The 25,452-nt window shown below is 66.2% G+C and carries 20 protein-coding genes; 4 read left to right on the top strand and 16 right to left on the bottom strand.

Annotation, left to right across the window (positions count from 1 at the left end; all coding sequences use genetic code 11):
- Nucleotides 1–4 precede the first annotated feature (4 nt).
- On the bottom strand, nucleotides 5–1,105 hold the full coding sequence (locus EAW56_RS03335) for a M24 family metallopeptidase (RefSeq protein WP_095536137.1): 1,101 nt from the start codon (nucleotides 1,103–1,105) through the stop codon (nucleotides 5–7).
- A 33-nt stretch (nucleotides 1,106–1,138) separates the two neighbouring features.
- On the opposite strand from EAW56_RS03335, the gene EAW56_RS03330 reads away from it, so the two are divergent.
- Nucleotides 1,139–1,762 (top strand): trypsin-like peptidase domain-containing protein, encoded by a 624-nt coding sequence (locus EAW56_RS03330; protein ID WP_095536138.1) that lies wholly within the window; start codon nucleotides 1,139–1,141, stop codon nucleotides 1,760–1,762.
- On the opposite strand, the gene EAW56_RS03325 is transcribed toward EAW56_RS03330, so the two are convergent.
- From EAW56_RS03325 to dop, 7 genes are all read right to left on the bottom strand, one after another.
- The gene (locus EAW56_RS03325; RefSeq protein WP_122085043.1) at nucleotides 1,759–4,638 is read right to left on the bottom strand and encodes a DEAD/DEAH box helicase; all 2,880 of its coding nucleotides are present in this window, start codon (nucleotides 4,636–4,638) and stop codon (nucleotides 1,759–1,761) included. The two genes, EAW56_RS03330 and EAW56_RS03325, sit on opposite strands and share 4 nt — an antisense overlap.
- Nucleotides 4,639–4,643: 5 nt before the next feature.
- On the bottom strand, nucleotides 4,644–5,624 hold the full coding sequence (tatC, locus tag EAW56_RS03320) for a twin-arginine translocase subunit TatC (protein WP_122085095.1): 981 nt from the start codon (nucleotides 5,622–5,624) through the stop codon (nucleotides 4,644–4,646).
- Nucleotides 5,625–5,702: 78 nt separating this feature from the next.
- Entirely contained in the window at nucleotides 5,703–5,990 is a 288-nt protein-coding gene (gene tatA, locus EAW56_RS03315; RefSeq protein ID WP_095553698.1) for a Sec-independent protein translocase subunit TatA, read from the bottom strand.
- Nucleotides 5,991–6,073: 83 nt separating this feature from the next.
- Nucleotides 6,074–8,029, bottom strand: a complete 1,956-nt coding sequence (locus EAW56_RS03310; protein WP_122085040.1) for a helix-turn-helix transcriptional regulator — start codon at nucleotides 8,027–8,029, stop codon at nucleotides 6,074–6,076.
- A 32-nt stretch (nucleotides 8,030–8,061) separates the two neighbouring features.
- Entirely contained in the window at nucleotides 8,062–9,453 is a 1,392-nt protein-coding gene (pafA, locus tag EAW56_RS03305; RefSeq protein ID WP_122085038.1) for a Pup--protein ligase, read from the bottom strand.
- A 5-nt stretch (nucleotides 9,454–9,458) separates the two neighbouring features.
- On the bottom strand, nucleotides 9,459–9,647 hold the full coding sequence (locus tag EAW56_RS03300) for a ubiquitin-like protein Pup (RefSeq protein ID WP_208636481.1): 189 nt from the start codon (nucleotides 9,645–9,647) through the stop codon (nucleotides 9,459–9,461).
- 1 nt (nucleotide 9,648) lies between these two features.
- Entirely contained in the window at nucleotides 9,649–11,160 is a 1,512-nt protein-coding gene (dop, locus tag EAW56_RS03295) for a depupylase/deamidase Dop (protein ID WP_122085033.1), read from the bottom strand.
- A gap of 67 nt (nucleotides 11,161–11,227) precedes the next feature.
- On the opposite strand from dop, the gene EAW56_RS03290 reads away from it, so the two are divergent.
- Nucleotides 11,228–12,715, top strand: a complete 1,488-nt coding sequence (locus tag EAW56_RS03290; RefSeq protein WP_122085031.1) for a peptide MFS transporter — start codon at nucleotides 11,228–11,230, stop codon at nucleotides 12,713–12,715.
- Nucleotides 12,716–12,821: 106 nt separating this feature from the next.
- Here the strand turns inward: EAW56_RS03290 and pdxS are convergent, their stop codons facing one another.
- Nucleotides 12,822–13,706, bottom strand: coding sequence for a pyridoxal 5'-phosphate synthase lyase subunit PdxS (gene pdxS, locus EAW56_RS03285; RefSeq protein WP_122085028.1), 885 nt, complete (start codon nucleotides 13,704–13,706; stop codon nucleotides 12,822–12,824).
- A gap of 79 nt (nucleotides 13,707–13,785) precedes the next feature.
- On the opposite strand from pdxS, the gene pdxR reads away from it, so the two are divergent.
- A complete protein-coding gene (gene pdxR / locus EAW56_RS03280; protein WP_122085025.1) occupies nucleotides 13,786–15,150 on the top strand; it encodes a MocR-like pyridoxine biosynthesis transcription factor PdxR in 1,365 nt (454 codons plus the stop codon).
- Nucleotide 15,151: 1 nt separating this feature from the next.
- Here pdxR and EAW56_RS03275 read toward each other — a convergent pair whose 3' ends face one another.
- The 4 genes from EAW56_RS03275 to EAW56_RS03260 form a co-directional block, all read right to left on the bottom strand.
- Nucleotides 15,152–16,132 (bottom strand): bile acid:sodium symporter family protein, encoded by a 981-nt coding sequence (locus EAW56_RS03275; RefSeq protein WP_122085023.1) that lies wholly within the window; start codon nucleotides 16,130–16,132, stop codon nucleotides 15,152–15,154.
- 99 nt (nucleotides 16,133–16,231) lie between these two features.
- Nucleotides 16,232–17,782 carry a proteasome ATPase gene (gene arc / locus EAW56_RS03270; protein WP_095553706.1) on the bottom strand — a complete coding sequence of 517 codons (1,551 nt, stop codon included), beginning with the start codon at nucleotides 17,780–17,782 and terminating at the stop codon, nucleotides 16,232–16,234.
- Between the two features lie 30 nt (nucleotides 17,783–17,812).
- Nucleotides 17,813–18,646, bottom strand: a complete 834-nt coding sequence (locus EAW56_RS03265; RefSeq protein ID WP_095276590.1) for a tRNA (adenine-N1)-methyltransferase — start codon at nucleotides 18,644–18,646, stop codon at nucleotides 17,813–17,815.
- Between the two features lie 15 nt (nucleotides 18,647–18,661).
- Nucleotides 18,662–19,885: a M18 family aminopeptidase gene (locus EAW56_RS03260; protein ID WP_122085021.1), complete on the bottom strand. Its 1,224-nt coding sequence runs from the start codon at nucleotides 19,883–19,885 to the stop codon at nucleotides 18,662–18,664.
- A 26-nt stretch (nucleotides 19,886–19,911) separates the two neighbouring features.
- On the opposite strand from EAW56_RS03260, the gene EAW56_RS03255 reads away from it, so the two are divergent.
- Nucleotides 19,912–20,757: a RecB family exonuclease gene (locus EAW56_RS03255; RefSeq protein WP_415528367.1), complete on the top strand. Its 846-nt coding sequence runs from the start codon at nucleotides 19,912–19,914 to the stop codon at nucleotides 20,755–20,757.
- Here EAW56_RS03255 and EAW56_RS03250 read toward each other — a convergent pair.
- From EAW56_RS03250 to aspA, 3 genes are all read right to left on the bottom strand, one after another.
- The gene (locus tag EAW56_RS03250) at nucleotides 20,754–22,454 is read right to left on the bottom strand and encodes a formate--tetrahydrofolate ligase (RefSeq protein WP_122085016.1); all 1,701 of its coding nucleotides are present in this window, start codon (nucleotides 22,452–22,454) and stop codon (nucleotides 20,754–20,756) included. The genes EAW56_RS03255 and EAW56_RS03250 overlap by 4 nt on opposite strands.
- 52 nt (nucleotides 22,455–22,506) lie before the next feature.
- Entirely contained in the window at nucleotides 22,507–23,814 is a 1,308-nt protein-coding gene (locus EAW56_RS03245; RefSeq protein ID WP_095536831.1) for an anaerobic C4-dicarboxylate transporter, read from the bottom strand.
- 187 nt (nucleotides 23,815–24,001) lie between these two features.
- The gene (aspA, locus tag EAW56_RS03240; protein ID WP_095536228.1) at nucleotides 24,002–25,426 is read right to left on the bottom strand and encodes an aspartate ammonia-lyase; all 1,425 of its coding nucleotides are present in this window, start codon (nucleotides 25,424–25,426) and stop codon (nucleotides 24,002–24,004) included.
- Between the last annotated feature and the right edge of the window lie 26 nt (nucleotides 25,427–25,452).

The following is a 25,452-nucleotide window of genomic DNA, read 5'->3' as shown; positions in this document are numbered from 1 at the left end:
GGGCTTAGCGGAGGTCGCGGGAGACGTTATCCAGCGAGACTGCGCCGTCCTCGTCCAGGTAAACGATGTCTTCCAGGCGCATGCCCCACTTGCCCGGCACGTAGATGCCCGGCTCGATGGAAAACGCCATGTTGGCCTGCAACGCGGTGTCGTTGCCGGCGATGATGAACGGGTCCTCGTGGCCCGCCAGGCCGATGCCGTGGCCCAGGCGGTGCGTGAAGTACTCGCCGTACCCGGCCTCCTCGATCACGCCGCGCGCCACCGCGTCCAGCTCGCCGGCGGTAATGCCGGGGCGTGCCGCGGTGACCGCCGCCTGGTGGGCGCGGAACAGTACCTCGTAGGCCTTGACCACCTCGGGATCCGCCTTCGCAGGGTCGCCGCCCACGATGTAGGTGCGGGTGCAGTCCGAGTGGTAGCCCGAATCCAGCGTGCCGCCCAGGTCCACGACAACCACGTCGCCGTCTTCCAGCACGCGCTCGGAGAAGTCGTGGTGCGGGTTGGCGCCGTTTTCGCCGGAGCCGACGATGACAAAGTCGACGGACTCGTGCTCGTCCATGATCAGGCGGTCCAGCTCGGCGGCCACCTGCGCCTCGGTGCGGCCCGCCACCAGGAACTCCGGCACGCGGGCATGGACGCGGTCGATTGCCTCGCCGGCGCGCTTGAGCTCTGCCAACTCGGCCGGTTCCTTAGCCATAAACAGCTCAGCAAGCGTGTCCGTCGCCAGACGGGTTTGCGGGAGCAGGGCCTGCAGCGCGAAGACGTGGTTTGCGGTCAGCGAGCTGCCCAGCGCCACGGGTGCGGACGCATCGAGCGCCTCAGTTGCCAGCTGGTACGGGTCCTGCCCGTCCTGCCAGCCGCGGATTTCCACATCGTCGCCGGCAACGCCCAGGCTGCCAATGTCCGTCACCGGAGCGACGAGCACGACCCGCCCGTCCGGCCCGATGGCCAGGGCGGTGAGCCGCTCGTGCGAGGAGGCCCAGGAGCCGGTGAGGTAGGCAAACTCCGGGCCGGTGCCAACAACCAGGCCCCCGAGCTTGTGCGCCGCAACGAGCTCGGCGGCACGGGATCGACGGTGTGCGAACGTGGACTGATCTATACGCGTCATGCTGGCAATGATAGGCCAGTTACACTCGAGCGCGTGACCGACCCTGTCCCCTGCTACCCCGACTTGATCGTCCGCTGCTCCGTGGGCGCGCGCTACTGCTCGGGCATCCTCGTTGCTCAGGACACGGTGCTCACCTGCGCCCATTTCCTGCTTCCAGAGCGCCCCGCCCCGTCCCGCATCACAGTGCGCCTGCGGGGCACCCGCCGTCGCGCCCGCGAGGTGCGCATCTTCGAAGGCACCGACGTGGCACTCATCACGCTCAATCGCGTCCGCACCGCCGACGACGCGCCGCCTGGCCCGTACCCGCCCCTCGCCCCGCCCGCGCGCTTGCTTGGAAGCGCGCTGAAACGCACGGTCACGTTCGGATTCGGCGGCGGCGCCACCTCCCCCGCGGCCCGCGACGGGCGATTCCTCATCACGCTTCCGCTCGCCTTTTCGCGCAGCATGCGCACCATCGTGCGCCCGGCGGGCATCGTCGCCAACGCCGCCCCCGCGATCAAGGGGGACTCCGGGGGCCCAGTGCTTATCGACGCCCACCTCGCCGGCATCCAGTCCCTCATCCTCGACCCGTGGCGCGTCAACCTGCACATCGCCACCGTCTCCCTGCTGAACAAGGAAGTGCGCGACGCCATCGAGGTGGCACGGGTCGCCTGCTAGTTGCCGATGGCGACGACGCCGCGTCGAATAGCGTCAATGGCCCGGTTGGCGCTGTCGCGGACCTCGTCGCTGTACCCGGTCTTCTTGACCTGCTCGAGCAGGTCGATGACCTGGCGGCACCAGCGCACAAAGTCGCCGGGGGTCAGCTCGGTGCCGGACTCCGCGGCGGCCGCCAGCGCGTACCCGAGCGGGGCGCCGGCGGTCCACTGGTGCATGGCGAGCGAGAACGCGGGATCCGGGAGTCGCGTCACCGGCAGCTGGTGGCGCTGCTCATCAAAGGAGAGCTCGCCGTAGACGCGCATGGTCTCCCCCATCGCCTCCGCCATTCGGTCCGTGGCAGCCTCCGGTTCGCCGTGCGTGGCCTTGCGGTTTTCAAACACCACCATGGACGCCACGCCGGCGAGCTCCGCGGGGTCCAGCTCGTCCCAAATACCGCGCTTGAGGCACTGCGCGACGAGCAGGTCGGAGACGTTGTGGATGCGCGCCAGGCGCTCGCCTTCGTCGGTCACGCGCGGCTCGCCGCCGATGAGCTCGACGTAGTCCATCTCCGTGAGCAGTCCGATGATGCGCTCGAAGGTGCGGCCCAACGAATCGGTCGAACGATCCACGCTGTTGGTCAGCCGGCGCAGCTTGCGCTCGTTGCGCACCAGCTCCTCCCCGACACGCGCGAGCACCTCGCGGTCATGCGGCGGCCACGCGTGCACCGGGTGGTTGTGCATGGCCTCGCGCAGCGCGGTCACCTTCTTGCTGGGCCGGACCCGCACCTTGTCCTTGAGCTTACGCGGCGCGTTGAAATTCCCGCTGTGCAGCATGTTCACCACTTTGCGGGTGTGCTTGCGCGGCTGGTCCTGCACGTGGCGGGGTACCTTGATCTGCCCAACGATGACTGGCGCGTTGCGGAACGAGCCGGCGTCGATGCGCCCGGACCAGCCGCGTTCCGTGGTCACCCACGGGCGGGGATCGCGCTTCTTTCCCGCCACCTGCACGACGGCGGCTAGCTCCGGCTTCTTCTTCCCCGGCAAGGCGATGACCTCGCCGACGCGCAGCCGCCCCAGGATCGTCTCCGTCTCCGCCTGGCGGTTTTCCAGCGCGTGGCGGCGCGCGTCCTTCTCAGCCTCGGAGAGGTCGCGGCGCAACTGCAGGTACTCCTCCAGGGCCGCCGCCGGGTCCGTGCCCGGCGGGTTAAAGCCGGCCACGTCTCGTTCCAGTTGCGCGCGCAGGCTGCGTACCTTGGAGCGCAGGCGGTCGATGTCACGCACTTCGCCCACCACGGAGCGGTTGGTCTGAAACTGGGCGAACGATTGCTCAATGAGACGGATGGAGTCGTCATAACCGTTCATGCCCAGCATGTTGATTGCCATGTTGTACCCGGGCTGGAACTGCGAGATGAGTGGGTAGGTGCGCGTGGACGCCAACCCAGCCACCTCGTGCGGGTCCATCGCCGGAGACCACTGCACCACCGCGTTGCCGATATGGTCGATGCCGCGGCGGCCCGCGCGGCCGGTGAGCTGCGTGTACTGCCCCGGCGTGAGGTCGACGTGCGCCTCGCCGTTAAACTTGACCAGCTTTTCCAACACGACGGTGCGCGCCGGCATGTTGATACCCAGCGCAAGCGTTTCGGTGGCGAAGACCACTTTGACCAGACCGCGGACGAACAGCTGCTCCACGATGTGTTTGAACGCGGGGAGCAGGCCGGCGTGGTGGGCGGCGAAGCCGCGCAGCCAGGCCGTGCGGAGTTGGCGGAAGTTGAGCACGTTGAGGTCTTCGTCGGGGATGCCTTCGACGCCGGCGTCGATAATAGCTCTTGCCTCCTCCTGCTCTTCCGGGGTAGTGAGCTCCTTGCGGGTGCGCAGGCACTGGAAAAGGGCGCCGTCGCAGCCCGCGCGGGAGAAGATGAAGACGATGGCCGGGAGCATGTCGCGGCTTCCCAGTGCTGCGACGACCTGCGGGCGGCCGACCGGCTTGATCTTGTCCTGGGCGCGCTGGGCGCCGCTGCGGCGGCCGGTGGAGCGGGCGCGGAAGCCGCGTCCCTCCTTGAAGTCGCTGCGGCCCTCGTCGCGGGAGCCGGACTCGATGCGCTCGATCGCGTGGACGAGGGCGCGGTTCACCTTCCCGCCTTCGGTGCTGTCGGTGCTGTATGTGCCGCCGCCAGTGCCGGGTTCGAACAGCGGGAAGACCTTGCGGCCCACCATCATGTACTGGCTCAGCGGGACCGGGCGGTGCTCGGAGACGATCACGCGGGTATCACCGCGCACCGCGTCGAGCCACTCGCCGAACTCCTCGGAATTGGACACGGTGGCGGATAGCCCGACGAGGCTGACGGACTCGTCCAGGTTGAGGATGATTTCCTCCCACACCGCGCCGCGGTCCCGGTCGGCGAGGTAATGGATTTCATCCATCACCACGTGCGAGAGCCGATCAAGCTGCCGGGAGTCCGCGTAGATCATGTTTCGCAGCACCTCGGTGGTCATCACGACGATCTCGGCGGACCCGTTGATTGAGGTGTCGCCGGTGAGGAGGCCGACGGCGTCCTCGCCGTGCTCGGCGACGAGGTCGTGGTACTTCTGGTTACTCAGCGCCTTGATGGGCGTGGTGTAGAAGCACTTCGTGCCTTGGTGCAGGGCCAGCGCAACGGCGAACTCGCCAACAACCGTCTTGCCGGAGCCGGTCGGTGCGCACACGAGGACGCCGTGGCCACGCTCGATGTCTGCGCAGGCCTCCACCTGGAAGTCATCGAGTGGGAAGGGCTTGGCGTCGCGGAACTCCGGCAGAAACGCTAAGGGTGCGGAGGCCTCAGTGGCCCCTGTGGTCTCGGCGGTATTGTCCTCCGAAAGACTTTGGTTGTCTGACTGTGAGGGGGAAACGCTGGAATCCATGCCCCTTACAGTACGTCGTTGAACGGATCTCCGTGACCGTAGGTGTGTGAGCCACCGCTGCCCGGGGCGGGCGGGGCGCTCGGTGCCGCCGGCGGTGCCGACGGGGAAACCCTCGACGGCGCGCTTGGCCGGGAGGTCGCGCCAACGGGCTGCGCGCGCCCGATGGAGCCGGAGGAGGTGACGGGGCCGGACGCTTGCTCGTCATCAAGGTCCATCCACTCCGGGCGCGACTGGTTCGTGCGCTTGTCATGAATGCGGCAGAACTGGAAGGCCATCTCCACTAACACGGTGATGGACAGCGCGAGCGCGACCATGGAGAACGGATCCTGGCCCGGGGTCATGATGGCGGCGAAGATGAAGATGAGCACGATGATCAGGCGGCGCTTGCCCGCGACGTGCTCGTAGCGCAGCACGCCGACGAGGTTGAGCATGACGATGATGAGCGGCAGCTCGAAGCTCACGCCAAAGATGACGATCAACGCGAGCAGGAAGCTGTAGTAATTGCCACCGGTGAGCGCGCCGACCTGCACTTCGGTGCCGATGGACATGAGCACGTACAGGCCCTTGTCCAGCACGAAGTACGCGAGCACAGCGCCAGCCACAAACAGCGCGACCGCCAGCGTGACAAAGGTAAAGGTGTAGCGGCGTTCGTTCTTGTGCAGCCCCGGGGTGATGAAGTTCCAGATCTGCGTCAGCCACACCGGGGAGGCCAGGACGAGGCCGGCGAGGGCGCCGACCTTCAGGCGCAGCATGAACATCTCGAACGGGCTGGTGGCAAGCAGGCGGCACTCGCCGTCGCCGGCCAGGTCTACGCGCAGTTCGCTGGGCAGGTTGCAGTAGGGGCCGCGGATGATCTCGCCCAACGGGAAGATGCCCGGCGGGGCGGTCTGATACCAAATGAAGCCGACAATGGTGCCCACCAAAATTGCGGCCATGGACACCATGACGCGCCGGCGTAGCTCCTGGAGGTGCTCCACCAGGCTCATCTCACCGGTCGGGTTTTTCGGCTTCCTCGCGCGCTTGAGCTTCAGCGCCAACGCTTTTCCCCTCTCTGTCGCGAGCGGTTACTGCTGCGCGGGCGGGGTCTGGTTGCGCTGGTGCTCCGGCTTGTCCCAGAAGCTCTCCGGTTGCGCAACGGACTGGGTTTCCGCGTTGCGGCCGGACTCGATCGCGTTCGGCTGAGCCTTGGGTGCCTCGCCCGCGTCGTCGTGCTTCATCTCATCGACCTCGGACTTGAAGATGCGCGCGGAGCGACCCATCGATCGCGCGAGGTCCGGCAGCTTGTTTGCGCCGAACAGCAGTAACACGATGACCAGGATGATGATGAGCTCGGTCCAACCAATGTTTGGCATGGTTTCTCTTTCCACGGGTATCGGCGATGCCCTGCAACGAAAACATCGACATCGAATGTTTGAATTTCTGAATATCTAACGCGTCATCTTAACGCGTCGAGCGCGCGAAGTGAACGCTCGCGCACCGTGTCCACCAAGCTTTCCGGTTCCACCAGGCGCAGTCGGTCCGCGTGGGCCAGGCAGAACCTCACCAGCCAGTCCTCACTGCCAAAGCGAAACGTCGCAGGCACCCACGCTCCGGTGCCGCCCACCTCGTCGATCTCCAGTTCCCAGTAGTCGGCCATCCACGTCGCGTCGCTGCGCACCAGCAGTTGCGCGAGTGGCGCATCGGCCAGTCCGAAAGGGTTGTCGGGGTCAAGGGGCGCGACGCTTATCGACGCCTCCGCGTCCCCCTCCCCCTGCCTGACCTCACGAATTCGGTCGAGCCGGAAGGACTTGACGCGGTCGCCGTCGAGCGCCTGCAGGTACGCCTGCTCATCGCGCTGAAACACGCCGACCGGGGAAACGGTTCGCTCGGTCACCCGGTCCGAGGAAGCGGAATAGTAGCGGAGCTCGAGCTGCTTGCCGGCGTCGATTGCCTGGCGGATCTCCTGCGCGACGGACCCCAGGCCGCCGACCTGGTCCACGTCCGCTACCCCGCGCTTCCGGTTGACACGGCGGATCTTGTCCGCGGCGGAGCGCACGGCGTCGACGTTGACCAGGCCGGGCAGAGTCTCGAGCGATTCGAGCAGGAGCAGCAGCGCGTGGGCCTCGGTGGGCTTGAGGTGGAGTGGTGCGGTGAGACCCTGGTCATCCAGGACGGTCACACCGCGCCAGGTGTGCTCGAGGTCGAACATCTCGCCCGGGCCGCGCCCGACCCCGGAAAGCAGGAGCCGGTTGAGGTCGTCGCGGACCTCGTCCACGCTGGACCCGAGGTCGCGAGCGATCTCCATGAGTGATTTCCCCTGGTGCCGCGTGATGTACGGCAGGAGGTTGAGGAGGCGGACGAGCCTGGTTGACCCGGTGGAGTTTGCGTGACCCGCGGGGTGCTTGCTCCCCGATTCCTCCGGCGACGGGGCCTTGTCGCTCGTTGCGCTGCGGAGCGGGGCGTCGTGGGGCGTGGCGGAATGTTTGAGTAGGGCGATGACCTGTTCGCGGACCGTCTCCGGCTGCACGGCGACCAGGTCGGCGGCGTGGGCCGCCGATGTGCGCACCACCCAGTCGAGCTCGGCGTCGTGCAGACGAATCTCGTCGCGGTCCGCACGGGAGTCGCCCCGGGCGCCCGGCGCGCGAGTGCCGGCGGCGGCGAGTTCCTCACAGGTGCCGCGGCGTACGGTGACGATGGCGTCGGTGACCGGTCCGCGCAGCACGTCGCGAACCAGCTCCCCGGTGTTCTCGGGCGACTGGTGGAAGTCCTCGGTCTCGCGCACGAGGGTCACGTTGGCGACGCGGACCAGCCGGAAGATGCGGTCGGCGTCGCGCTCGATGTCCCATCCTACGAGGTAGGCGCGGTTGTTCAGCGAGACGATGTCCCACGGGTCCAACGTCCGGCGCTGCGGGTGCCCTCCGCCGGCTGGGGTGAAGTCGAACGAGACTCGCTTCTGCAGCTCAATCGCGGCGAGGAGGTTGTGGAATGCCTGCGGGTCGATTCGGTTGGCGTCGCCGGCCGCAGAGGTCAACGGCGCGCTGTCAAACACGCGGGTCGCGCCGGATGCCGCGAGCTTGGTCCAGCCGGAGCGGGCAAACGCGCCGAGAGAGCCGCCAGTGCTGAGATCCACCGCCAAGCCCACGGCGCTTGCCTCTTCTTCGGTGAGGTCAACGGGTTCCAGCTCGTAGCGGTCCCGGTCCATGGTGAGGGTCCCGCCGGAATACGAAATAGGCACTCCTGCCCGGCGCAGCGCCTCAACATCGCGCCGGATCTTCACGCGTAGCGCTTCGGTCTCCAGGTCTTGGTAGCCGTCCACGTTGCGGGCAACCCACTCCGATTCGCGGTCGTGCGAGGACCCCAGCATGGCAAAGGCCAGGTTCGCCTGCCGGACTTCCGGTTCGAGCTCTGCCACGTAACTGCCTTTCTCCCTCGTCCCCGGTCCGGCTAGTCGGCGGCGCCCATCGCGCGGATCTGTGCGATGAACTCGTCGACACGCTGGTCCTCGGTAGCGAAGGGGTCGAGCAGCTCCAAGGTGCGGGGTTCCGGGCGGTTGGTTTTCAGGTGGACCCAGTCCACATTGTGGTCCATCCCCGCCGAGCGCGCAGCGCTGAGGAACCGGCCGCGCAACGACGCGCGCGTCGTCTCCGGCGGTGCCGTCGCGGCGTGGGAGATCGCTTCGTCGGTGGTCCACCGGCGCACGAGGCCCTTGCGCTCCAGGAGGTAGAACAGCCCGCGCTCGCGGTTGATGTCGTGGTAGGTCAGGTCGATCTGCGCGAGCTTTGGATGGTCCCACTCAGCCCCAAGCTTGTCTTTGACCTGGAGCAACAACTTTCGCTTGATTACCCAGTCAATCTCTTGGTCCACGCCGGAGAAGTCTTGCGACGCAATCGCGTCCAGGGTGCGCTGCCACAAGTCAATGACGCGTGCCATTTCCTCGTTCGGCGTGCCCTCGTCCGGCCGGGACTCCAACCAGCGCCGTGCGGCATCCAACGTGGCCTGCTGGACCTCGAGCGCGGTGACTGTGCCCCCGCTCTTGAGCGCGAGTGGCGTCTGGCCCGTGGGGTCCGCCGCGATGTCGCGGATGTGATCGATGGCGTTGTCGAGCGTGAAATCCGGGAGGTCGAAACCAGCCTCGAGCATCTCAATGACCAACAGTGTCGAGCCGACCTTGAGCGCGAACGTGGGCTCCGCCATGTTCGAGTCGCCCACGATGATGTGCATGCGCCGGAAGCGGTGGGAATCGCCGTGGGGTTCGTCGCGGGTGTTGATGATCGGCCGGGTGCGGGTGGTGGCCGAGGAGACGCCCTCCCACACCTGGTCCGCGCGCTGCGAGAGGACGAAGCGCCCCTTCTTGATCATCCCGGCCCCGCAGAGAAGTTGGCGGGTGATGAGAAACGGCAGCAGTTGCATGCCGAACGACTTCAGGGCGAGCTCGCGGCTGATCAGGTAGTTTTCGTGCGTGCCGTAGGAGTTGCCCTTCGAGTCCACGTTGTTTTTGAACAGGAAGACTTTGCCGCCCACACGGTCCCGCTCGAGCGCCTGCTCTGCTTGCGTGGCGAGGTCGCTGAAGATGACCTCGCCAGCCTTGTCGTAGTTGAGCAGCTGGGTGATCGAGTCACATTCGGCGGTGGCGTACTCGGGGTGCGAGCCAACGTCGAGGTAGAGGCGCGAGGCGTTGTCGGTGAAGATGTTGGAGCTGCGGTGCTCGGCGACGACCGGGCGAAAGAGGTAGCGGGAGATTTCCTCGGGCGTCAGCACGGCCTTGCCGCGCTCGAACGCGGTGACGCCGAACTCGGTCTCCACGCCCATGATGCGGCGGGGGTAGACGGTGGCCATGCGGGTTACTGCCCGCCCTTCTGCACGAACGAGCGCACGAATTCCTCGGCGTTGGTGTCCAGCAGGGCGTCAATCTCGTCGAGGATGTCGTCGGTGCCAGAGGTGTTCAGCTGGGCCTGCCCGGCATCAACGGCGCTCTCGTCCGCGCTGTTGTCGCCGTGGTTGCCACCTTGCACAAACTGCTGCTTAGACATGTCAGACATGGTGCGATTCTAATCCTTTCAGTAGTGATTCGACGGTCTCGGCGCGCTCGATAAGCTCGCCGACCTCCGCCCTGGTCAAGCCGTCGACCTCGTCCATGGGGAACCGGATCGGCTGGTCGCCCACCGCAAAGAGGACGGACTGCCAACTCGACGCGATGATGGCCTCGCCGAACTTTTCGCTCACCTTGCCGCGGAACCACGCTCGGGAGTCCTCCGGTGGCACGGTCACGGCGCGGCGGATTGCTTCCTCGTCCACGAGCGTGCGCATCTGTCCCTTGCACACGAGGGCGTGGTACAGCGACTTCGCGGGGTCAATGTCGGCGTATTGGATGTCAATCAGCTTGAGCTTCGGGTCCGAGATGGGTACGCCGCGCTCCAGGTACCGGCTGATGAGGGCCCACTTCGCCGTCCAATCGAGGCGGTCCGCGGTAGACAGCGGGTCGCGCTCGAGGTCGTCGAGCACCTCGCCCCACAGGCGCAGGACCTTTGCATCGACCTCGTCAAGGTCCGGGAGCGCTGCGGCACGCTCGCGGTACTCGCGGAGGAGCTCGATTGCGGTGAGCCGGCGTCCGTCGACAAGCAACAGGCGATGGGTGCACGTTGGGTCGTGGGAGACCTGCTTGATCTCGTCGACGGCGTTGGCGAGCCGCAGGTCGCTGAAGTCGACGTCAGCCTCGATGCAGTCGAGCACGAGCTTGGTCATCCCCAACTTGAGAAAGTTGGAGAACTGGCTCATGTTCGCATCGCCAACGATGACGTGCAGGCGGCGGAACTTCGTGGCCAGTGCGTGCGGTTCGTCGCGCGTGTTGACGATCCCGCGGTTGAGCGTGGTTTCCAGCGAGACTTCCTGCTCGAAGTAGTCCGCGCGCTGCGAGATCTGGAAGCCGTCGCGCTCTGACTCCTGACCAATGCCCACGCGGCCTGCGCCGATGATGACCTGGCGGGTGACAAAGAACGGGACGAGCGCCTGGGTGAGCCGCGAGAAGTCCGTCTGGCGGGAGTACTGATAGTTCTCGTGGCTGCCGTACGACTGGCCTTTGCCGTCAACGTTGTTTTTGTAGAACTTCAGCGGCGGGCACGGCGCGGTCTTGTCCAGCACGCTGACCTGCTGCTCCCACAGCTCGCGGATGTCCGACGCGGCCTTGTTGAGGACGTAGTCCCCGGCGGCGTCGTAAATCATTGCGTCCCATGCGTTGGATACCTCCGGCGAGGAGTACTCGGGGTGTCCGTGGTCGACGTAGTAGCGCGCGCCGTTGGTGGTCACCACGTTGGCCACGCCCATCGCGTTCGGGTCCACCACGGGAACCGTGCGGTAGCGCTGCAGATCGAACCCGCGGGTGTCTTTGAGCGGTGCTTCCTCCTCGTAGTCCCAGCGGGAGCGGGCGGCCGTATTCATTGCGGCATACGCCACCACCGCGTGCGTCGAGGTGAGCAGCGGGCTTATCGACGGGTCGTCCGGGGTCGTGATCCCGTACTCGGTCTCGGTCCCCATGTAACGTGTCATACTGAACTACCGTACTCGTTGGTATGCCTATTTGTGTGAAAAATGCATACTGGCGTATTTTATTTACATGAGTTCTGAGACCCTCGCAAGCGACCCAGGTGTAGTGCCGAAGGAACGTAAATTGTTCGGTCAGCCCTGGGGACTCGCTAACCTCTTCGGCATTGAGCTGTGGGAGCGCTTCAGCTTCTACGGCATGCAGGCCCTCCTGGCCTTCTACATGTACTACTCCACCACTGAAGGTGGTCTGGGCATTGACCAGACCACGGCGCTTAACCTCGTGGGCGCCTACGGTGGCTTCGTCTACATGATGGCGCTGGTCGCCTCGTTTGTGGGTGACCGGTTGCTTGGCGCGGAGCGCACACTGTTCTACTCCGCGATCCTGGTGATGGTCGGACACATCGTCCTCGCCCTTGTGCCTGGCGGTCTAGGCCTTGCCACTGGCTTGGTGTGCATCGGTATAGGCTCCGGTGGAGTCAAAACGTCCTCGCAGGTGGTGCTCGGTGATTTGTACTCGCGTGAGGATCCCCGCCGAGACGCTGGCTTCTCCATCTTCTACATGTCGGTCAATATTGGTTCCCTATTTGGCCCGGCGTTGACTGGCCTAGTGTGGGGCAAGGCCGGTTTCCACTGGGGCTTTGGGCTTGCCGCGATCGGAATGGCAATGGGACTGACGCAGTACATCATTATGCGGAAGTCTTCCATCGGCGCTGTCGGATCTGAAGTTCCAAATCCACTGCCGCGCGAGCGGCGTGGTATGTGGGCGATTGGTGCAATTGCTGTCGTTGTTGTCGTAGTCGCGCTGCTGGTCACCGGCATTGTTCCGCTCGGATCGCTGTCGTGGATCGTGTTTGCTATCGCTCTTATCGCCACGATTTACCTGTTGTGGGAAATGTTCCACTCTGATGAAGTTACCCCTGCTGAGAAGTCGCGTCTAACCGGCTACATTCCGCTCCTGTTTGGTTCTGTGGCGTTTTTCGCGATCTTTCAATCCCAATTCACTGTGGTCGCGGTCTACTCCGATCAGCGCGCTAACCTGAATTTCTTGATGTGGGAGCTCACGCCGGCCCAGGTACAGGCGTTTAACCCTTTCTTCATCGTGGTCTTCTCCCCCATCTTTGCAGCCATGTGGACTGCGCTGGGGCAGCGCCAGTGGTCATCTGCGGTGAAGTTTGGTGTGGCAAACTTGGTTACAGGTAGCGCGCTCTTCTTCTTCCTGCCGTACGCGGGTGGTGGTCCGAAGTCGACGCCGCTGCTGGTCTTGGTGCTTATCCTCTTTATGTTCACGATGGGCGAGCTGCTGTTGTCTCCTGTGGGCAACTCGCTGGCAACGAAGGTAGCACCTGAGGCGTTTAAATCTCGGCTGTTTGCTGCCTGGTTGATGTCGCTGTCTATGGGCACGGCGCTATCTGGCGTGCTCGGCTCGCTGTACAACCCTGATGATGCCTCCGCCGAGCGGACGTTCTTCATTACGCTGTCGGTGATCACCATTGTGCTTGGCGTAGGGTTGATCTCGATTCGCCGCTGGGTGCTGAAGAAGTTCGTCGACGTGCGCTAGCGCGCCTCGCTTCACGACGCCACCGCGTCCCCATCCCAACCACAAAGCCGGCCCCTCGGGGCCGGCTTTCCTCGTTACCTCAGTTCCGCGACGAGCGGGGCGTGCGCTACCAGCCGCGCTCTGCCAGGCGGTGCGGTGCGGGCAGGTCAGCAACGTTGATGCCCACCATCGCCTCGCCCAGGCCGCGGGACGCCTCGGTGACGACGGCGATGTCGTCCCAGTTGCGCACGGCCTTGACCACTGCCTTGGCGCGTGCCTCCGGGTTCCCGGACTTGAAGATGCCGGAGCCGACGAAGACGCCGTCGGCGCCGAGCTCCATCATCAGCGCGGCGTCGGCAGGCGTTGCGACGCCGCCGGCGGTAAACAGCGGTACCGGCAGCTTGCCGTGTTCCGCGACGTAGCACACCAGCTCGTAGGGTGCCTGGAGCTCCTTTGCGGCGACGTAGAGCTCGTCGCGGTTGGCGTTATAGGTGGCTTGCAGCGCTGCGATCTCGCTGCGGATGGCGCGCATGTGCTTCGTGGCTTCGGAGACGTCACCGGTGCCGGCCTCGCCTTTGGAGCGGATCATCGCGGCGCCCTCGTTGACGCGGCGCAGCGCCTCGCCGAGGTTGGTGGCGCCGCAGACGAAGGGGACGTCGAAGGCGCGCTTGTCCACGTGGTGGGCGTAATCGGCGGGGCTGAGCACCTCGGACTCGTCGATGTAGTGGATGCCCAGGTGCTCGAGGACGCGCGCCTCCATGGTGTGGCCGATGCGGGCCTTCGCCATCACCGGGATGTTCACGGCGTTCAGGACGCCCTCGATGAGGTCGGGGTCGGACATGCGGGCAACGCCGCCCTCGGCGCGGATGTCCGCGGGAACGCGCTCGAGTGCCATGACGGCCACGGCACCGGCCGCTTCGGCGATCTTCGCCTGCTCCGGCGTGACGACGTCCATGATCACGCCGCCTTTGAACGAGTTGGTGAGTTCTGCAAACTTGGTGAAATCTGTCATAGTGCTCCATTGTCTGGGCGCAACTGGTAGATTCCAAGGTCCAGTATCATTTTCATTCCTTGTACCAGTTGGTGATCATGTGCTCCTCAGCGTCTCCCCCGAGCTGCCTATCCCCTTGCCCACGCAGATCGCACAGCAGATTCGGCTCGCGGTTACCAACGGCACGCTGCAGCCCGGAGACACGGTCTCCAGCACACGCGCACTCGCCCGCCAGCTCGGAGTCTCCCGCGGCACGGTCGTTACCGCCTACGACCAACTCATCAGTGAGGGCTTCCTCCTCGCCGCGCAGGGCGCACCGACGCGGATCCACCCGGCGCTCACGCTTGCGCCACCGGCGCAGGGGCCGCAGCGCGACACGCGCCCAAGGACGACACCCCGGGCCCGGGTCTCATTGCGGCCGTCTGCGGGCAGCGCCGGAGCAGTTCGACCGGCCGCGTGGCGCAAGGCCTGGAGGGACGCCCTCAACGCGGACGGTGCCAGCCTGGATAAGACCGGAGAACCAGAACTCAGAGCCGCCATCGCCGAGCACCTGCGCCTCGCGCGCGGCATACAGGTCGACCCCGCACACGTGGTGGTCACCGGAGGATCGCGCGAAGGGCTGCAGCTCATCCTGTACACGCTGGGTTCGGGGCTGTGCGTGGGTGTTGAAGACCCGGGCCACCCCGGCCTGCGTCGCGTGATCCCCCTCGGCGGACACGAGGTGGTCCCCTGCGCCACCGATCCCGGTGGGGTGGTCGTCGGCGAGCTTTCAGACCGCCTCAACGCGCTCTTGGTCACTCCGTCCCACCTGTACCCCTTCGGCGGTGCGATGAGCGCCTCGCGCCGCTCCGCACTGCTCAACTGGGCGACGCGGACCGGCGCCGTGCTCATCGAGGACGACTTCAACACCGAGCTGCGCTACCTCATCTCGCCGCAGCCCCCGCTCGCGGCGCTGTCGCCGGGGGCCGACGTGCTCACGCTCGGCACGTTCTCCACGCTCCTCTCCCGCGAGCTCGCCGCGGGGTATGTCGTGGCCTCCCCCGCGCTCGCTCCCGCGCTGCGGGAGACCCGAGAGCTCCTGGGAATGCCGGTGGCCACGGTGACGCAGCGCGCCATTGCGCACCTCCTCGACCGCGGCTACGTGCGCCGGAACGCGCGTGCAGCGCACAACCGGCTCGCGCGACGGCGCAAAGCCGTTGCCGCCACGGTGGTCCCCGCCCTGGAAGCGCGCGGCGCGCGAGTGACCGTGCCGGAAGCAGGCGGCGCAGACGTCACCGCCGAGTTTCCCACCGTTGCACTGCGGCAACAGTTCGAGGACCAACTTGCCGCCAGCGGCGTGGAGTGCGGCCACGAGTCCAGCCTGTGGTCGGGCGGTGGGGATGGGCTTGTCCTGAGCTTTTCGCACCTGACGGATGAGGACTTCGAGTACGCGCTCGGGGCCATCCACCCGGAAAAGACGGCCTGACCTAGCCAGCTGCGGCCGCGACCTCAGCGCGACGCGGGGGCTCGCCGGCAGGTGTCCCCGCCTTCCGGCGTACTGCCCAGGCGTAGATCGCGCCGGTGATGTTGTGTAGCACCGCGGCGACCGCGCCGGGCAGCGCCGCCTCTGGGGAGAAGAACTTGCCGGCCATGCCACTTGCAAGACCCGCCGACTGCGTGCCCACCTCGATCGCCACCGTCCGGCGGTAGCTCTCTGGCTGCCCTGTCACCTTCGCCGTGAAGTAGCCCAGCAGGTAGCCGAGCGCGTTGTGCAGCAGCACCGCCGCGAACACGAGCAGCCCGACCTCGATGAGCGCCTCGTGGTTCTTCGCCACGGTTGGGAAGACCACGCCGCCAATGCCCAGGATGGAGATCCACGGCAGCACCGGAGCGATCTTGCCCATCCACGCATCGAGCGCGTAGCGCAGCGCGATCCCGCCGATCACCGGGATGAGCACGGTCTGCGCGAGCGACCAGGCCATCCCCGCGCCGTCCACCGCCATGTCAGCGCCGGCGAGTAGCAACATGATAACTGGGGTCACAATCGGGGCGAGCAGCGTGGAAACGCTCGTCATCGCCACGGACAGCGCCACATCGCCCTTGGCCAGGTACGCGATCACGTTCGAGGAGGTGCCGCCGGGAACCGAGCCCAGCATGAGCAGCCCCACCGCAAGCGCAGGGCTCAGGCCCAGGAGCTTGACCACCGCGACCGCGCCGAGCGGCATGATCACGAACTGCGCGACGACGCCAATGGCGATCGGGACGGGCCGCTTCGCCACCTCCTTGAAGTCCGGGATGGTCAGCGTGAGCCCCATACCGAACATGATGATCATCAGGAAGTACGTGATGAAGCTGGTCAGCGGGAGGAACGGCCCTGGCGCGACAAACGCGAGCACCGAACCGAGTAGAATAAAGGCCGGGAACGCGGCGACGGCGATGGCTGCCGAGCGATCTTCCTGTGTGCTCATGGCGAACTCCTACTCACTCTGTGGGATGAAATTCCGCATAACGAAATATGGGTGAGTATAAGTGATACCGCGCACACTTTTGGGCGTTTCGCCCGATTGCTACCCGACGACCTCCGCGGCCACCACTCGCTTGCCCTGCCGGCCCGAGATGCGTGCCCACTCATCGGGGTTCGCCGTGTTTGGCATATCCTCGCTCTCGTCCTGCTCAGCGCGCACGGCCGCCCGGAGATGCTCCGCGGTAATCCCCTTCTGCACCGCGCCGGGCTGCTTATCGACGCCCACCGCCCCGATCCAGTCCTTAATCGCCAGCTTCTTCGCGCGGTCCACCACGTTGGCGATCATCGCGCCGGAGATGAAGTCGGAATAGTGGAGGAGCTGCGACGTGCCGTCGACAAGCTCCAAGCGCACAAACGGACGCGGGGCGAACATGGCGTCGGCGGCCGCGGCGATGAGCTCCTCGGGTGCCGCAGCGAGCGGGATAGCCGGCGTGATGTAGCGGGCGAGAATGTCTTCGGCCTCCGCGCGGTTCGGGCGCGAGACGCGGACTTTGATGTCCAGGCGTCCGGGGCGCAGGATGGCGGGATCGATGAGCTCCTCGCGGTTGGTTGCGCCGATGACGATCACATTGGCGATACCCTCGACGCCGTCGATCTCGGTGAGCAGCTGCGGCACCACGGTGGTTTCCATGTCGGAGCTGACCCCGGAGCCGCGGGTGCGGAAGATGGACTCCATCTCGTCGAAAAACACGATGACGGGGCGGCCGCCCTCGGCCAGCTCGCGGGCGCGCTCGAAGATAAGGCGGATGCGTCGCTCGGTCTCACCGACGAACTTGTTCAGCAGCTCGGGGCCCTTGACGTTGATGAAGTGGGCCTGTCCCCCGTCGCCGATGCGCTGCGACAGCGAGTTGGCCACGGCCTTGGCAATAAGCGTCTTGCCGCACCCGGGCGGGCCGTAGAGCAATAGTCCCTTCGGCGGGGTGAGGTCGAACTCTCGGTAGAGGTCCGGGTGCGAGAACGGGAGCTCGACCGAGTCCTGGATCATCTCAATCTGCGAGCTCAGGCCACCGATGTCGGCGTAGGTGACGTCCGGAACCTCGTCGAGGGAAAGCTGGTTGACCTCGGTCTTAGGGACGCGCTCGAAGGCGTACCCGGCGCGGGTGTCCACCAGGACCGTATCGCCTGCGCGTGCGTGCTCCCGGAGTGGCTGCGCGAGGTAGACCAGGTGCTCGGCACCCTGTTGGTCCGCCACGATCGCGCGCTCGGTGTTGATCTTCTCGGACAGGGTGGCGAGCTGGCCGACGGCCTCGTACCCGCAGGACTCGACGACGATGGCGCCGTCGCCCAGGCGGACCAGCGTGCCCGGGCGCAGCGCGTCCGGCGACACGGTCGGCGCGACCTTGACGCGCATGCGGCGTCCGGAGGTAAACACCTCGGCCTCGTGGCCGCGCGGGGATCCCTCGAGGAACACCCCGTACGTCGACGCCGGCTCGCCGAGTGCTTCCACCTGCGCATACAGGTCGTTGAGCTTGTCGCGGCTCGCTTTAAGCAGCTCCGCCAACTTCTTGTTCCGCGAGCTCATCGCCTGATTCTCGCGTTTAAGCTCCCGCAGCTCCGGGCCGAATGCGTCGTCGTTGATTGTGTTGCCAGCCATACCCACCACACTAGTGGGTGCCGGTAACAGCTACTTGCGTGCCCGGCGTTGCGGGCGCGGCGGCGTGACGCCGTCGGCAAGCCTGCGGGTCCACACGAGAAATGCCGTGTGCGCGTTCATGCGGTGCTCCGGACGGGTGGCCAGGCCCTCCACCTTCCACTCACGCAGCAGCGTTTCCCAGGCGCGCGGCTCGGTGAAGCACTTCGCCTCGCGGATCGCTTCCATGATGTTCATCAGCTGCGGCACGGTGGCCACGTACGTCATGAACACGCCGCCGGGGATGAGTACGTTTTTCACCGTGTCGATGAAGTGCCAGGGCTCGACCATGTCCAGGATGACGCGGTCGACCGGGCCGTCGAGGTCCTCGGTGGTGATCTCGCCGAAGTCGCCTAAGCGCGGGGTCCACCACTCCGGGGTGCCGTTGAAGTAATCGGCCACGTTGTCCTTGGCAAAGGCGAGGTGGTCGTCTCGGATTTCGTAGGAGAACACCCGGCCCTCGGGCCCGACCGCGCGCAACAGCGACATGGTCAGCGCGCCGGAGCCCGCGCCCGCCTCCAGCACGCGCGCGCCCATGAAGATGTCGCCCTCCACCAGGATCTGCGCGGCGTCCTTGGGGTAGATCACCGCGGCGCCGCGCGGCATGGACAGCACGTGGTCGACCAGGAGGTGGCGGAAGCACAGGTAGTCACTGCCCAGCGTGGACTTGACCACCGAGCCTTCGTCCGCGCCGATGATGTCATCGTGCATGACGATGCCCTTGTGTGTGTGGAACTGGCCGCCCTCGACCAATTGGATCGTAAAGTGACGGCGTTTCGCGTCGGTGAGCTGGACTTTGTCACCTGCTTGGAACGGGCCTGAATACATGCGCCTAAGTATGCCCTACTCGGCTCGCGCACCGTAAAACGCGGTGAGCGCGCGGACGAAGTACTCCATGTCGCGCGCGCCGCACAGCTCGCGCGCCGAGTGCATCGACAGCAGCGGCACGCCCACGTCGACGGTGCGGATGCCCATGCGCGTCGATGAGATCGGCCCGATCGTGGATCCGCAGGGCACGCTGTTGTTGCCCACGAAGGTTTGCGAGGGCACCTCGGCCGCGCGGCAGGCGCGGAGCCACTCCGCCTCGGTGACCGCGTCCGAGGCGTAGCGCTGGTTCGCGTTGATCTTGAGCACCGGCCCCCCGTTGAGGCGCGGCCGGTGCGTTGGGTCGTGCTTCTCCGGGTAGTTCGGGTGGACGGCGTGCGCGGCATCCGCGGAGACCTGGAACGATTCAGCAAACACGTCGAAGGGCTCGCCGACCTCGCGGGCGATGCGGGTCAGCACGCGCTCGAGGAGCGGGCCGCCGGCACCGGTGGTCGACGCGGAGCCGACCTCCTCGTGGTTGAATGCGGCGAGCACCAGGATGTCCTGGGCGGCGTTCTTCGCGGCCAGCAGCGCCTCGAGCGACGCCCACACACTGGAAAGGTTGTCCAGGCGCCCGGCCGCGAGCAGGTCCCCGAGCAGCTCGCCGCGCTGCGCGTCGGCGGTGATGAGCTCGTGGGACACGATGCGCTGCGAGTCCACGCCGGCAGCCTCACCGACGAGCTCCATGAGCGGTCGATCCCCGCCGAGGACGGGCGGCGTGTGCGCCTGGCGCTCCACGGTGGGCGCGTCGGCGCGGTAGAGGTGGATTGCCAGGTTGGGCACGCGGGCGACGGCGCCGGTATCCACGAGGTGCTGCGCGCCATCATCGGTGACCACCCGTCCGGCAAATCGCAGGTCTCGGTCCAGCCACGTCTGCAGGATTGGTCCGCCGTACACCTCCACCGCCACCTGGCGCAGGCCCTCGCGCTGGAAGTCCGGCTGCGGTTTGGCCATCAGGCCCGGCGAGTCCGTGTGGGAGCCGACGATGCGGAAGCGCGGGCGCGGGTGCTCGGGGACCCACCACGCGATCACGGCGCCGCCGTCGACCAGGACGTGGCCGCCGGGTGCGGCCGGGTCGGCGGGGGCGGGCGACGTGGCGTCGATAAGCGAAAAGCCCTGCGCGGTGAGTGCCTGCGCGACGTTGTGCGCGGCGTGGAAGGCGCTGGGGTTGGTGTGGAGGAAGTCGATGAAGCGAGCGTGCATACCTCCACTCTAAGATGTGGGACACGATGACTCCACGACCGCTCGCACTTTCCCCGTCCCGCGCCTCCGACTACCAGCGCTGCCCGCTGCAATATCGGCTGCGCACCATTGACAAGATTCCGGAGCCGACCACGGAAGCGCAGGTCAAAGGCACATTGGTGCACGCGGTGCTCGAGGAAATGTTCGGCTGGCCGCGCGAGGCACGCACGTTCCCGGCCGCCGTCAAGCGCATCAAACCGGCGTGGGAGGAAATGCGCGAGAAGGACCCGAGCTGCGCGGAGCCGATTGACAACGAACTGGCGCTCTTCCAAGCCGCACGCGAGCTGCTTCGCGGGTACTTCCACATGGAAAACCCGCTCGGTTTCGACGCGCACGAGCAGGAAATGTACGTGAACACCGTCCTGCCCAACGGGGTGCCCGTGCGCGGATTCATCGACCGTGTGGACATCGCGCCCACGGGCGAGGTTCGCGTGGTGGACTATAAGACCGGGAAGAAGCCACTGCCCCGCTACTCGCAGGACGCGCAGTTCCAGATGCGGTTTTACGCGCTCGTGTACTGGCGGCTGTTCCAGACCATCCCCACCCAGCTACGGCTGATGTACCTCAAGGTTATGGACTCGATGATCCTCACCCCGTCGCGCGAGGAGCTTGAGTACTTCGAGCGCGACCTCGCGGACCTGTGGGCGAAGATCGAGGCGGACGGGAAGGACGGTCACTTCCGGCCGAAGAAGTCCAAGCTGTGCGGCTGGTGCGCATTCCAGGACCTGTGCCCCGAGTTCGGCGGGATGCCGCCGGAGTACCCGGGCTGGCCGGGCTCCGCGGCGGACGGCCGCGCGGTAGACGGCCCCGCGGCGGAGGCGTCGCAGGATTAGAACAGCCCGGAGACGCGACCCTCGCTGTCGACGTCGATGTTGTTCGCCGCCGGCTTCTTGGGCAGGCCGGGCATAGTCATGACGTCGCCGGTCAGCGCGACGACGAACCCGGCACCGGTGCGCGGGACGAGGTTGCGCACGTGCAGCGTGTGTCCCTCCGGGGCACCGAGCTGCTGCGGGTCGTCCGAGAACGAGTACTGCGTCTTGGACACGCACACCGGCAGCGTGTCAAAGCCGTTGTCCTTGAGCATCTTGAGGTCGCGCAGGGCGGCCGCCGAGTACTGGACGTCGTCTGCACGGTAGATCTCGCGCGCGATGGTCTCGATAGAGGCCTCTATACCGTTGGCCGGGTCGTAGAGCTGCGTGGACGTGCCCTCGGTCAAGTTGTCCAGCAGCGTGGTCGCCAGCTCCGTGGCCCCCTCACCGCCCTTGGCCCACACGTCGGCCTCCGCGATGGCCACGCCGGTGCGCTCCGCCCAGTCGCGGACCCACTTAAGCTCCGCCGGCGTGTCCGTGTCGAAGCGGTTGAGGGCGACCACCGGGGTTACGCCGAACTTGCGGATGTTGTCCACGTGGCGCTCCAGGTTGGCAATCCCCTGCTCCAGCGCATCGACGTTTTCCTGCTTGAGCTCCTCGCGCGCGATGCCGGCGTTGTACTTGATCGAGCGCACGGTGGCGACGACGACTGCACCGGCGACGTCCAGGTCGCCGTAGCGTGCCTTGATGTTAAAGAACTTCTCCGCGCCAAGGTCGGAGCCGAAGCCGGCCTCCGTGAGCACGATGTCCGCGTACTGCATCGCGGTGCGGGTGGCCAGCAGCGTGTTGCAGCCGTGCGCGATGTTGGCAAAGGGGCCGCCGTGGATAAACGCGGGCGTGCCGCCGAGGGTCTGTACCAGGTTCGGGTGAATCGCCTGCTTGAGCAGTGCCGCCATCGCCCCCTCCGCGCCGAGGTCGCCCGCGGTGACCGGCTTCTGGTCGTAGGTGAGGCCGATGGTGATGTTGGCCAGGCGCCGCTTGAGGTCCTGCAGGTCCGTGGCCAGGCCGAGGATGGCCATGATCTCCGAGGCGGCGGTGATGGTGAACCCCGTCTGTGCCGGAACACCGCTGGTCGGCCCGCCGAGGCCGGTGACCACGTTGCGCAGGGAGCGGTCGTTCACGTCCAGGCAGCGCTGCCAAGTGACGCGACGTGGGTCGATGCCCAGCTCGTTGCCCTGGTGGATGTGGTTATCAATCAGCGCCGCGAGCGTGTTGTTGGCTGAGGTGATGGCGTGGAAGTCACCGGTGAAGTGGAGGTTGATGTCCTCCATCGGCACGACCTGCGCGTAGCCGCCACCGGCCGCGCCGCCCTTGATCCCCATGACGGGGCCGAGGGAGGGCTCACGCAGCGCGACCATGGCGTTGTGGTCGAGGAGCGAGAGGGCGTCGGTAAGCCCGATGAGCACCGTGGACTTGCCCTCCCCGGCGGGGGTTGGGGACACGCCGGTGACCAGGACAAGCTTCGCCTTCGGCTGACCCGGGTGCTTGGTCACGTCGACCTTGGCCATGTGCGTGCCGTACGGGACGAGCGCGTCGGCCGAAACGCCGGCCTTCGCCGCAATGTCCGCGATGGGCGCGAGCTGGTGCGCCTGCGCGATCTCAACGTCGGATTTCGGGGTGTGGTTTTGGGACGCAGATTGCGTTGCTGTGGTGTCTGACATACCACCACAGTACCCGGTGCCAGGGACGCCACCCCCCCCGTGCGATGTGTCGTTAGAGCACGAGGGCGCCGATGCCGTACCCCAGCAGGATCGCCGTGGAGATGCAGACGACGCCGGGGGCGATAAACGGGTGGTCAAAAACGTATTTGCCGATGCGGGTACTGCCGGTGTCATCCATCTCCACCGCCGCGAGCAGCGTCGGGTAGGTCGGCAGCACGAACAGCGCCGAGACCGCCGGGAAGGCGGCGACGGCGGTGAGCGGGCTCACTCCGATGGCGAGCGCTGCCGGCATGAGCGCCTTCGCCGTTGCCGCCTGCGAGTACAGCAGGCACGCGGCGAAGAAGAGGACCACGGCCAGCAGCCACGGCTGCGCCTGCAAAACGGTGCCGGCGACCGCCTGGATGTCGTCGATGTAGTAGTTGATAAACGTCGTGCCGAGCCACGCCACGCCCAGGACGCACACGCAGGCGGACATCCCGGAGCGGAACACCTGGGTGGTGAGCACCTCGGCCGCTGCGTGCTTGGTCACCCAGAGGATGATGGCGGCGGCTGACAGCATGATCGCCATGATGGCCTCGTTGCGCGGCACCGTCGGGTTCGGAATGAGCCCGATCTGGTCCGAGATCAACGTGGCGTAGGCCATCACGATGAGGATCGCGGCGACGAAGATGCCCACCGAGGTTTTCGCGCCCGCCTTCGGTGCGAACTCCGCGGACGCCTGCGGCTGCGCGACGAGCCCGTCAGCCACACGCTGCTGGTACACGGGGTCGTCCTCGAGATCCTTGCCCAGGCGGTTGGCCAGCCACGCCGTGGGGAAGATGGCCAGCAGCGTCGCCGGGAGCATCACCGCGAGTAGTTGCAGATAGCCCACCCCGTGATCCTCCAGGAGAGAGGCCATGAACACGACGGCCGCGGAGATCGGCGAGGCCACAATAGCCATCTGCGAGGCAATGACCGCGACAGAAAGCGGCCGCGACGGACGCACCTTGCCCTCCTTCGCCACCTCAACGATCACGGGGAGCGTAGAGAAGGCGGTGTGGCCGGTGCCCGCCAGCACCGTCATCAGCCAGGTGACCACCGGCGCGTACACGGTCACCCGCTTCGGGTTGCTGCGCAGGAACCTCTCCGCCAGGTACACCAGATAGTCCATTCCGCCGGCGAGCTGCATGGCGGAGATCGCCGCGATCACGCACATGATGATGCCGATGACGTCGAACGGGATCGCTTCCGCGCTCACCGGGATGCCGGTCGCGCCGAGGAGCAGCACCCCGAGCCCGCCGGCGAAACCGATAGCGATGGACCCCATCCGCGCGCCCAGCACAATGGCGCCGAACAGGATGATGATGTGCACGACGAGCAGCAGCGACACAGACCATTCCCCTCACGAGTTCAACGAATATAAATCGCGTACCATTATCGCCCGGATGGTACGACCATTCCAACTCGCGGTGCGTGCTCCTCCCCTGCAACGCGGGTGCCTGCGCCTACCGACGCCACGCCACCGGCACCCGCGCACCCCCGATCAATGTGGCGTGCTTGATGTCGGCCTAGTCTTCGTCGACGTAGAGCTTCCCGCGGTACTCCGGGTGCATGAGGTTTTCCTTGCTTAGCACCGCGTCGAGCTCCTCCTCGCTGAGCAGCCCCTTCTCCAGGACGAGCTCGCGGACGCCGCGGCCGGTCGCCGCGGCCTCTTTGCCAATCAGGTCGCCGTTGTGGTGGCCAATCACCGGGTTGAGGTAGGTGATGATGCCGATCGAGTTGGCAACGTAGGCCTCGCACACCTCCTTGTTGGCGGTGATCCCGGTGACGCACTTCTCGCGCAGCGTGCGCGCCGCGTTGGAGAGGAGCGAAATCGAGCTGAACAGTGACTGAGCGATCACCGGCTCCATCACATTGAGCTGCAGCTGGCCGGCCTCCGCCGCCATGGAGACGGTGAGGTCGTTGCCAAACACCTTGAAGCAGGCCTGGTTGACTACCTCGGGGATGACCGGGTTCACCTTCGCCGGCATGATCGACGAGCCGGCCTGGCGCTCCGGCAGGTTGATCTCATTGAGGCCGGCGCGCGGCCCGGAGGACAGCAGGCGCAGGTCGTTGCTGATCTTGGACATCTTCATCGCAGCGCGCTTGATCGCGCCGTGCATCATGACGTAGCCGCCGGTATCCGAGGTCGCCTCGATCAGGTTCGGGGACGCCTGGATCTCCAGCTCGGTGACCTCGCGCAGCGCCGCAACAACCTGGTCGCGGTAGCCCTTCGGCGTGTTGATGCCGGTGCCGATGGCGGTCGCACCCAGGTTGATCTCCAGGAGCACGTTCGCCGCGTTGACCAGCGTGCGGTTCTCCTCGCCCAGGTTCTCGCCGAAGGCGGTGAACTCCTCGCCCAGCGTCATCGGGACGGCGTCCTGGAGCTGCGTACGTCCCATCTTGATGATGTCCGCAAACTCATCGCCCTTGGCGCGGAACGCCTTCTGCAAGAGGTCGAATTCCTCGATGAGGCCCTGGACGGCGTAGTACAAGCCGAGGCGGAAGCCGGTCGGGTACGCGTCGTTCGTCGACTGCGACATGTTCACGTCGTCGTTCGGGTTGATCTCGCTGTACTCGCCTTTGTCCTTGCCAATGTGCTCCAGCGCAAGGTTCGCCACGACCTCGTTGGTGTTCATGTTCACCGAGGTGCCGGCGCCGCCTTGGAACGCGTCGATCGGGAACTGATCCATGCAGCGCCCCTCTTCCAGGATCTGGTCGCAGGCCCACACGATCGCCTCCGCTTTCGCCTTGGGCAGCGCGTGCAGGCGGCGGTTGGCCAGCGCCGCAGCCTTTTTCACCTGCACCATGCCGCGAATAAAATCGGGCACATCATTGATCGTTTCGCCGGAGATTTGGAAATTCTCCATGGCGCGCAGGGTGTGGATGCCGTAGTAGACGTCCGCCGGGACGTCCATCGTGCCGAGCAGGTCTTCTTCTTTGCGAGTCGTCATGCGGACCATCGTACGGAACGGACTTT

This window comes from Corynebacterium gottingense (genome assembly GCF_003693265.1).
GTDB classification, from domain to species: Bacteria; Actinomycetota; Actinomycetes; order Mycobacteriales; family Mycobacteriaceae; genus Corynebacterium; species Corynebacterium gottingense.
This window is presented reverse-complemented; position numbering and strand designations above follow the sequence as displayed.

Bases quoted from the DNA above. Each gene is read 5' to 3' on its own strand.
- EAW56_RS03335 (WP_095536137.1), bottom strand. From the start codon at position 1,105: ATGACGCGTATAGATCAGTCCACGTTCGCACACCGTCGATCCCGTGCC.
- EAW56_RS03265 (WP_095276590.1), bottom strand. From the start codon at position 18,646: ATGTATTCAGGCCCGTTCCAAGCAGGTGACAAAGTCCAGCTCACCGAC.
- EAW56_RS03290 (WP_122085031.1), top strand. From the start codon at position 11,228: ATGAGTTCTGAGACCCTCGCAAGCGACCCAGGTGTAGTGCCGAAGGAA.
- tatC (WP_122085095.1), bottom strand. From the start codon at position 5,624: ATGAGCCTGGTGGAGCACCTCCAGGAGCTACGCCGGCGCGTCATGGTG.
- tatA (WP_095553698.1), bottom strand. From the start codon at position 5,990: ATGCCAAACATTGGTTGGACCGAGCTCATCATCATCCTGGTCATCGTG.
- arc (WP_095553706.1), bottom strand. From the start codon at position 17,782: ATGGCTGGCAACACAATCAACGACGACGCATTCGGCCCGGAGCTGCGG.
- EAW56_RS03260 (WP_122085021.1), bottom strand. From the start codon at position 19,885: ATGCACGCTCGCTTCATCGACTTCCTCCACACCAACCCCAGCGCCTTC.
- EAW56_RS03255 (WP_415528367.1), top strand. From the start codon at position 19,912: ATGACTCCACGACCGCTCGCACTTTCCCCGTCCCGCGCCTCCGACTAC.
- aspA (WP_095536228.1), bottom strand. From the start codon at position 25,426: ATGACGACTCGCAAAGAAGAAGACCTGCTCGGCACGATGGACGTCCCG.
- EAW56_RS03325 (WP_122085043.1), bottom strand. From the start codon at position 4,638: ATGGATTCCAGCGTTTCCCCCTCACAGTCAGACAACCAAAGTCTTTCG.
- EAW56_RS03300 (WP_208636481.1), bottom strand. From the start codon at position 9,647: ATGTCTAAGCAGCAGTTTGTGCAAGGTGGCAACCACGGCGACAACAGC.
- EAW56_RS03275 (WP_122085023.1), bottom strand. From the start codon at position 16,132: ATGAGCACACAGGAAGATCGCTCGGCAGCCATCGCCGTCGCCGCGTTC.
- pafA (WP_122085038.1), bottom strand. From the start codon at position 9,453: ATGGCCACCGTCTACCCCCGCCGCATCATGGGCGTGGAGACCGAGTTC.
- dop (WP_122085033.1), bottom strand. From the start codon at position 11,160: ATGACACGTTACATGGGGACCGAGACCGAGTACGGGATCACGACCCCG.
- pdxS (WP_122085028.1), bottom strand. From the start codon at position 13,706: ATGACAGATTTCACCAAGTTTGCAGAACTCACCAACTCGTTCAAAGGC.
- EAW56_RS03250 (WP_122085016.1), bottom strand. From the start codon at position 22,454: ATGTCAGACACCACAGCAACGCAATCTGCGTCCCAAAACCACACCCCG.